This window comes from Streptomyces hazeniae (genome assembly GCF_031845485.1).
In the GTDB taxonomy this organism is placed as follows: domain Bacteria; phylum Actinomycetota; class Actinomycetes; order Streptomycetales; family Streptomycetaceae; genus Streptomyces; species Streptomyces hazeniae.
In genome coordinates this window covers 1-468 of record NZ_JAVREQ010000150.1, presented here as the reverse complement: position 1 = coordinate 468, position 468 = coordinate 1, and the positions used below count along the sequence as shown (strand labels likewise).

Below are 468 nucleotides of genomic sequence, written 5' to 3'. Positions count from 1 at the left end.
GAGCATCAACCACAGGCACGCCAGGATCGCGGCGATCGGCAGTACCGGCACCCACGGCACCCGGAAACCGCGCGGCAGGTCCGGCCGCGTCCGGCGTAGCACGATCACCCCGGCCGAAACCAGCACGAAGGCGAACAACGTGCCGATGTTGACCATCTCTTCGAGCCGGCCCATCGGGAACACAGAAGCGGCGATCGCCACCAGTACCCCGACGATCAGGGTGATCCGGACCGGCGTGCCGTGGCTGCCGGAGACGGCCAGCCGCCGAGGCAGCAGACCATCACGCGACCTCGCAAAGAGCACCCGGGTCTGTCCCAGCATCAGCACGATCACCACCGTGGTGAGCCCTGCCAGCGCGCCGACGGAGATCACTTTTGCCGCCCAGTGCACACCGTTGGCGTCGAACGCCGTGGCGAGGTGGGCATGACCGTCGGGCGCATCGCGCAGGACGGTGTAGGACACCATGCC

The 468-nt window shown here is 68.2% G+C and carries 1 protein-coding gene; it reads right to left on the bottom strand.

All coding sequences use genetic code 11. The annotated features are described in order from the left end of the window. On the bottom strand, positions 1-468 hold a 468-nt coding region (locus RM572_RS29055), incomplete at both ends, for an APC family permease (protein ID WP_311676345.1).